The sequence below is a fragment of the Amycolatopsis sp. SID8362 genome (assembly GCF_010550475.1).
In the GTDB taxonomy this organism is placed as follows: Bacteria; Actinomycetota; Actinomycetes; order Mycobacteriales; family Pseudonocardiaceae; genus Amycolatopsis; species Amycolatopsis eburnea.
In genome coordinates, this window is the sequence record NZ_JAAGNB010000066.1 from 1 (window position 1) to 7,181 (window position 7,181).

Below are 7,181 nucleotides of genomic sequence, written 5' to 3' on the forward strand. Positions count from 1 at the left end.
GCGAGGACGGCCAGCCACGGCCAGCTGGTGAACCCGGGACCGGCGTCCGGGGAGACGTGGGCGATGGCCCCGGCGGCGAGCGCGAGGGCACCGGCCGCGGCGAGGCCGATGGCGACGGTCTGGGGGCGGTCGGCTTCGGCCCAGGCCTCCTCGCCGGCGGGAGGGGCCTGGCGAGCCGGGGAGCCGGGGGCGCTTCGGCCTGGGGGTTCTGAGCGTGGGGGCATTGCGGGCGACGCTAGCAAGGTTGGGCGGGGCGGGAGGTGTCGGCGGGGCGCGAGTCGGCGAACGGGCCGGGAGGGGTGACGGGAAGTTCGGTGGGCAGGGGTGGGTTGGCGGTGCGGGAGGGGCGCGGCGGATCGGACCCGGGGAGGTCGGTGACGGAACGGCTGGCATGGCTTGAGTCGGTCGCTGACCAGACGAGGCCAGACCGGCCGACGGCGCGGAGCAGGCGGCGACGGACCGGCTCGAGTGACTTGAGCCGGTCACTGACCAGACGAGGCCAGACCGGCCGACGGCGCGGCGGAGGCGGGACGGCTGGGATGAGTTGAGCGGTCACTGACCAGGCGAGGTGAGACCTGCCGGGCGGTGCGGCGGACACGGATGGATGGTCAGGCCGTACAGGAGTGCCGGAGGGGACGAGGCGGAGCGGCTGGCCGAGCCGACGGGAGATATCGCGGGATCTCGGGTGCGGACGTCTCACTCGTGACCCAGGGGCGTGACCTCGCGGACCCATCAGGACCGAAGACCGGTGCACAAGGGGACAAATCAGGCACGCGAACGCGATCTTGGGGACTCAGTCGGCGAGCGGTTCTCCAACGTCGATGAGCGGTCGAGTTCGGGCGCCGCGAAATTGAGGCCCGCTCGGCCGGGGAGCGTCCACAACCGACTCAAGGGAGTCGAAGATGCTTGAACATCCCCTGGCAAACCCTTATTCCGCCCTCCGAAGCCGTCGCCGGCGGCGGTTGCCTCGAACCGGGCGCAAGAGCTGTAAGGCAAGTCACAACCAATGCAGTAAACCCCTTCTAACTTTGGGTAATTCCCACAGGTGAGCGTCACCCGCTCGCCACTCGATTGGCCGACCGCCAGGGCAGATCTTGCCGACAGCGGTACCCCTTCGTTACTGTCCCGGGGTCCCCATTACAGTCAGGTCACGAAGTAGGACACCGAGCGAACCGCCCCCGAGGTTGGCTCACCGGGTTCCCCCGCCCGCAGTCCTCGACCCGGCTCCCCGACGATGGAAGGCCCTGTCTTGGCTTCACACCGCTCCCCCGGCGGCCAAGCTCCTTCCCCGGCATTGAAGGACGCACTGGAAGGTGCGGTCGTTCGTGTCCGGGGTGCGCACCGCATCGCCCCGCCCTCCTCGGCCCTTCGTGGCCGGGTCGTGGTCGCCGCTGTCGCGGCCGGAGCGTTCGCTGCCGCAGCTGCAGGACAGACCCTCAAGACCGTCACGGACTCCGACGCGGCCGTCACGCCGCTGGCCAACAGCCAGGACGCCAGCGCGTCGCTGACCGCGGGAGGTGCGGGCTCCGGGGGCGCCCCCGAGCTCCTGCCGACCGGCCACGCCGTCGATGCTTCCGCCGAGGCCGCGAAGATCGCGGACTCCGCCTCTGTCACTCAGGCGCGTGAGCAGCGTGAAGCCGACGCCGCCAAGAAGGCCGCCGAAGAAGCCGCTCGTCCCAAGACCTGCCTCCCGGCCCACGGGACGTTCACCTCGGGCTTCGGTGCCCGGTGGGGCACGAGCCACCTCGGCATCGACATCGCCAACGCCATCGGCACCCCGATCTACGCCGCCTCCGACGGCACCGTGATCGAGGCCGGCCCGGCCAGCGGCTTCGGCCTCTGGGTGCGCGTCCAGCTCGACGACGGCACGATCCAGGTCTACGGCCACATGAACAGCTTCTCCGTCAAGGAGGGGCAGAAGGTCAAGTGCGGCCAGCAGATCGCCGAGATCGGCAACCGCGGTCAGAGCACCGGCCCGCACCTGCACTTCGAGGTGTGGCAGAACGGCACGAAGAAGATCGACCCCCGGCCCTGGCTGGCCGCGCGCGGCATCGTCCTCTGAGCCACCTGCTCCCTCCGCACCACTCCGGCCCGGCGGCACGACTGCCGGGCCCACGGGAAACCCGGTCGTAGAGCCAAGTTTCGCCGGCGACACGCCGAGCCGCGCCGTGGTCCGAACCTCGCCGGACGCGGAAACCGCCGCAGCGACGCCGGAACCCACCGGGACACCCGGAACCTCGCCGAGGCCGAGAAAAACCCTCCACAGGCGCCTCAGCGCCCGAAACGCGCTAGCGCTGCCCGCCCGGCAGACGGCGGATGAAGTACGCCACCGCGACCTGCCACACCGAGCACAGCTCCGCCGGCCGCCGCACGGGCAGCCAGCCCCAGGGCGTGGCTCCCCCGGCGCTCCCCGCGGAGCGGACACGCGCGGCGCTCCGGGCCCTGGTCGTCCAGCGGCGTCCCCGGCCGCAGGTGACGCAGTGCCCGTCCGCGCCCAGCTCGTGCTGCCTGAGCAGCGCTCGCCAGGCCGCAGCCAGCCGGCACGCCTCCGCTCCCGCACGCGGGGTGGTTCCTGAGGCCCCCGAAGGCTCCCGACCCCGATCGGAAACCGTCGACCGCAGGACTCCCCGCAGGTATTTCTGTACCCCTTCGGCCAGCAGGTGAAACAGCACCGCGTCCACACCACACTACCCCCTCCGTCGAACCTTTGTTCGATCACGGGGTCAGTTGTACCGGGTGGGTACGACGATTCCGGCGGCGATCGCGGGGATCGCCGCCGGATTCACTCGTCCGTGTTGCGCTGGAGCTAGAGCTTCACCATCGGGACGCTGCCGATCAGCATCAGGCGGACCTTGCCCGCCGCGCCGAAGTCGATCGTCGCCGTCGCGCGGGGGCCGACGCCGTCGCAGGAGATCACCGTGCCGAGGCCGTACTTGTCGTGGCTGACCCGGTCGCCGACGTCCAGTTTCAGCGCCACCGTGTCCTTCCAGCCCTTGCCGAACGACGGCGTGCCCGGCGAAGACGACGGCGACGAAGTCCGCCGGCCGCCCCAGGTGGTCGCCGCGCGCGGGGTGCCCCGCGAGCCGCCGCCGAAGCCGAAGCCCGGGCTGGAGGGCTCCAGGCGCCGCCAGTCGACGAGGTCCGGCGGCAGCTCGTCGAGGAACCGCGAAGCCGGGTTCATCGACGGCTGGCCCCACGCCGAGCGCGTGATCGCGCGCGAGACGTACAGCCGCTTCCGCGCCCGCGTGATCGCGACGTACGCGAGCCGCCGTTCCTCGGCCAGTTCGGTCGGGTCGCCCAGCGCCCGCATGTGCGGGAAAACGCCGTCCTCCCACCCGGTGCAGAACACCACCGGGTACTCCAGGCCCTTCGCGGTGTGCACGGTCATCAGCGTGACCACGCCCGCGCCGCCGTCGCCTTCCTCGCCACCGTCCGGCGAAGGCACCGAATCGGCGTCCGCCACCAGGGAAACGCGCTCCAGGAACGCGGGCAGCGAACCCGGTGCCGGCACGCCGGGCTCCACGACGAGCTCGGCGTTCTCGTCCGCGGCCACCTCGGCGGTGATCTCGGTGAATTCGCGCGCGACCGTCACGAGCTCGTCGAGGTTCTCCACGCGCGTGTGGTCCTGCGGGTCTTCGGATTCCTCGAGTTCGATGCGGTAGCCGGTCTTCTCCAGCACGGCCTCGAGGACGTCGTGCACCTCGGCGCCCTGTTCGACCAGCAGCCCCAGTTCGTCGAGCAGCGCGACGAACCCCTTGATCGCCTTGACCGAGCGCGGGTTCAGCAGGGGGATCTTGTCTTCCGTGGCGTCCCGCAGCGCCTGCGCGAACGAGATCCGCTCGCGCTCGGCGTGCGTCGCCACGACGGCTTCGGCGCGGTCGCCGATGCCGCGCTTGGGCACGTTCAGCACGCGCCGCAGGCTGACCGTGTCCTCCGGGTTCGCCAGCACGCGCAGGTACGCGATCATGTCGCGGACTTCGCGCCGCTCGTAGAACCGCACGCCGCCGACGACCTTGTACGGCAGGCCGAGCCGGATGAAGATCTCTTCGAAGACGCGGGACTGGTTGTTGGTGCGGTAGAAGACGGCGACGTCGGAGTAGTCGGCTTCGCCCTTCTCCGCCAGGGAGTCGATTTCCCCGGCCACGAACGCGGCTTCGTCGTGGTCGTTGTCCGAGACGTAGCCGACGATCTTCTCGCCGTCGCCCGAATCCGTCCACAGCCGCTTCGCCCGGCGGTTCGGGTTGCGCTCGATCACGGCGTTGGCCGCGGACAGGATCGTCTGCGTGGAACGGTAGTTCTGCTCCAGCAGGATGGTGTGCGCGTTCGGGAAGTCCCGCTCGAACTCCTCGATGTTGCGGATCGTCGCGCCGCGGAAGGCGTAGATCGACTGGTCGGCGTCACCGACCACGACCAGCTCGGCCGGCTCGACGCCCGCTTCGTTCGGCGCCGTCCCGGCCAGCTCGCGGACCAGCGTGTACTGCGCGTGGTTCGTGTCCTGGTACTCGTCGACCAGCACGTGGCGGAACCGGCGCCGGTAGTACTCGGCGACGTCCGGGAACGCCTGCAGCAGCGAGACCGTGCGCATGATGAGGTCGTCGAAGTCGAAGGCGTTGGCCTGGTTGAGCCGCCGCTGGTACTCGGCGTAGACCTCGGCGACGCGGCGCTCGAGGTCGTTGCCCGCGTTCGCCGCCGCCGTCTCCGGGTCGGTGAGCTCGTTCTTCAGGTTCGAGATGTGCACGGCGAGCGTGCGCGCGGCGTACCGCTTCGGGTCGATGTCGAGGTCGCGCGCCACCAGGGTGATCAGCCGCTTGGTGTCGTCGGAGTCGTAGATGGAGAAGCTCGACGACATGCCGAGCGTTTTGGCTTCACGACGCAGGATCCGCACGCACATCGAGTGGAACGTCGACACCCACATGGCGTTCGCGCGGCGCCCGACGAGCGCGGCGACGCGCTCGCGCATCTCGGCGGCGGCCTTGTTGGTGAACGTGATCGCCATGATTTCGCCGGGGTGCACGCGGCGTTGCCCGAGCAGGTAGGCGATCCGGCGGGTCAGCACCCGGGTCTTGCCCGATCCCGCGCCCGCCACCACCAGCAGCGGGCCACCGGCGTGGGTGACGGCTTCGCGCTGGGCGGGGTTGAGGTCGTCGAGCAGCTCGGCCTGCCCGCCGGCGGCGGGCTTGCGCGCAGGGGTCGCGGCGGGGAGATCGAAGAGGGTGTCCATCGTCTGTCCACGCTACCCCGGGTGGGTGGAAGGGCGGCAGAGCGTGGGCCGGGCGTGCCGGGCGAACGGCGGGCGGCCCGGGGTGGGCGCCCGCGAATGACGTGAATGACTCATTCATGTCGTCAGGCGACATGAATGAGTCATTCACGTCACCGGGTACCGCGCCGGGCGTAGTGGCGAGTGTCGCCTGCGGCCCGACGCGCCGCCGGCTTCGCGCGCGGAGCATCGGTGGACATGAACGCATCGAACCCCGCCCGGCTCCGGGCCGCCGACGCCGATCGTGAGCGCGTCGCCAAGACCGTCCAGACCGCCGGCTCCGAAGGCCGGCTCACCCTCGAAGAGGTCGAAGAGCGCCTCGCCCGCGTCTACGCCGCGCGGTTCACCGACGAACTGGCCGAACTCACCACCGATCTGCCGCGGCCCGCGCCGCCGCGTGCGGGGTTCCCGCTCACCCGGGACGCGCTGCGGCGGCACCCCGCGCTGCGCTTGCACCTCGCCGTCGTGGTCGCGCTCTCGGTGCTGGCGATCGTGCGGTGGGCGGTGCTCGGCGCCGGCTTCTTCTGGCCCGCCTTCCCGATGTTCTGGCTCACCGTGAGCCTCGTCGTCCACGCGGGCGCGCGGTCGTTCCGGGAGCGGTCCGGTACCGCTGTGTCATACTGAAGGCGTGCGGCACCACGCAGAGCGATTTTTTTACGGGACCCGGACTCCGGCTCCCGTGATCGCGTAGTGCCACCACCGCCATCACCGCCAGCCCCGGAGTCCTCGGACCCGGGGCTGCTGCCGTCCCTGGGGCCGGGCGGTCCGGGATTCGAGGAAGAGGTCCCGATGAACGCACACGCGACGAACGCCGACGGCCAGCCCGCCGAGCACACCACCGCCGGTGAGGACATCTCGGCGCTCCGCGAAGAGATCGACTGGCTGGACAAGGAGATCCTCCGGCTGGTGAAACGCCGGGTGGAGGTGTCCAAGACGATCGGGGCCGCGCGGATGGCCGCCGGTGGCACGCGCATCGTCTACAACCGCGAGATGGACGTGCTCGCGCGCTACCGCGAACTCGGGCCGGACGGCCGCCAGCTCGCCATGGCGCTGCTGAACCTCGGCCGGGGCAGGCTCGGCCGGTAACGGTTGGCCGAATTCGGGGACTTCCCGGAGGCACCGGTGGCCCGGGCACGGGCAGACTGGGGTCATGGACTGGCTCGTGAACCTCATCGCCGTCATCGTCGCGCTCGCGAGCGTGCTGGCCGCGCTGGGCCATGTGGGGTATCTGGCGCTGCTGAACAGTGCGGCGGGCAAGCGCGGCGCCAGCGGCGCCCCGGTCGGGCAGTACGTCCGCAGCCGGTGGGCCGTCGCCGGCGGGACCACCGCGGCTTCGCTGTTCGCCTGGTTGCTCACGGCCGGGGGAACGCCGCTCGACATCGTGGCGATCCTGATCGCGGGCGGTAGCGGTGTGGTGGCCACGAAGGCCCTGCAGTCCACCCGGGATCGCTACCGCACGGGAGGCTGAATCCCCTGAGCTGGCTTGATGGCGCTGCGTGAAACTGCATAGCGTCACCTTCGCCCGATCGGTCGCGCCCGACCGAGTGAAACCTCTGCAACTTGCAGGTTTGGGGGCGACTTTCGACACCGGATGCTTTTAGGGTTTACGTCGTGAGGACCCTTGCGTCTGGGTCGGGCGGTGCCCGTGGGACGCGCGGGGGCACTGGCCCCGCGCGTCCGCTGTCGCGTGCGCGTGCATCTGCGCAGGATTCCGAACGCGATTCCGCGCGTGAGGGTGCTCCTTTCGGGTCGTTCGGCCGCCGGATGGCGTCAGGACTCCTCCGCCGGGTGGTCGAGCCGACATGAGCTACGGCACGGAGTTCCACGGACGCGGCGCCGCTCCCGCGCACCCCGGACGGCACCGGCCCGGCGGCGCGGACGACTGGACGCCGCCGCTGCCACCGCACCGCCCGGTGCGGCACCG

Annotated in this window: 6 protein-coding genes and 1 pseudogene; 4 read left to right on the plus strand and 3 right to left on the minus strand. The window is 71.0% G+C overall.

The features are described from left to right. Nucleotides 1-224: pseudogene (locus G3I65_RS02535) on the minus strand (hypothetical protein); the annotation flags it as partial. Between the two features lie 1,157 nt (nucleotides 225-1,381). Here G3I65_RS02535 and G3I65_RS02540 point away from each other — a divergent pair. Then, on the plus strand, nucleotides 1,382-2,062 hold the full coding sequence (locus G3I65_RS02540) for a M23 family metallopeptidase (protein WP_160694351.1): 681 nt from the start codon (nucleotides 1,382-1,384) through the stop codon (nucleotides 2,060-2,062). A 226-nt stretch (nucleotides 2,063-2,288) separates the two neighbouring features. Here G3I65_RS02540 and G3I65_RS02545 read toward each other — a convergent pair whose 3' ends face one another. Then, the gene (locus G3I65_RS02545; RefSeq protein ID WP_160694353.1) at nucleotides 2,289-2,681 is read right to left on the minus strand and encodes a hypothetical protein; all 393 of its coding nucleotides are present in this window, start codon (nucleotides 2,679-2,681) and stop codon (nucleotides 2,289-2,291) included. Between the two features lie 125 nt (nucleotides 2,682-2,806). Continuing rightward, on the minus strand, nucleotides 2,807-5,221 hold the full coding sequence (pcrA, locus tag G3I65_RS02550) for a DNA helicase PcrA (protein WP_160694355.1): 2,415 nt from the start codon (nucleotides 5,219-5,221) through the stop codon (nucleotides 2,807-2,809). Nucleotides 5,222-5,455: 234 nt separating this feature from the next. Here pcrA and G3I65_RS02555 point away from each other — a divergent pair, with 234 nt between their 5' ends. From G3I65_RS02555 to G3I65_RS02565, 3 genes are all read left to right on the plus strand, one after another. Continuing rightward, nucleotides 5,456-5,881, plus strand: a complete 426-nt coding sequence (locus G3I65_RS02555; protein ID WP_160694357.1) for a DUF1707 domain-containing protein — start codon at nucleotides 5,456-5,458, stop codon at nucleotides 5,879-5,881. 165 nt (nucleotides 5,882-6,046) lie between these two features. Next, nucleotides 6,047-6,343: a chorismate mutase gene (locus G3I65_RS02560; RefSeq protein ID WP_125307399.1), complete on the plus strand. Its 297-nt coding sequence runs from the start codon at nucleotides 6,047-6,049 to the stop codon at nucleotides 6,341-6,343. A gap of 64 nt (nucleotides 6,344-6,407) precedes the next feature. Next, complete coding sequence (locus tag G3I65_RS02565) at nucleotides 6,408-6,725, plus strand: hypothetical protein (protein WP_086862756.1); 318 nt, start codon at nucleotides 6,408-6,410, stop codon at nucleotides 6,723-6,725. Nucleotides 6,726-7,181 lie beyond the last annotated feature (456 nt).

Coding starts and splice junctions, on each gene's coding strand:
- pcrA (WP_160694355.1), bottom strand. CDS start 5,221: ATGGACACCCTCTTCGATCTCCCCGCCGCGACCCCTGCGCGCAAGCCC.
- G3I65_RS02555 (WP_160694357.1), top strand. CDS start 5,456: ATGAACGCATCGAACCCCGCCCGGCTCCGGGCCGCCGACGCCGATCGT.
- G3I65_RS02560 (WP_125307399.1), top strand. CDS start 6,047: ATGAACGCACACGCGACGAACGCCGACGGCCAGCCCGCCGAGCACACC.
- G3I65_RS02565 (WP_086862756.1), top strand. CDS start 6,408: ATGGACTGGCTCGTGAACCTCATCGCCGTCATCGTCGCGCTCGCGAGC.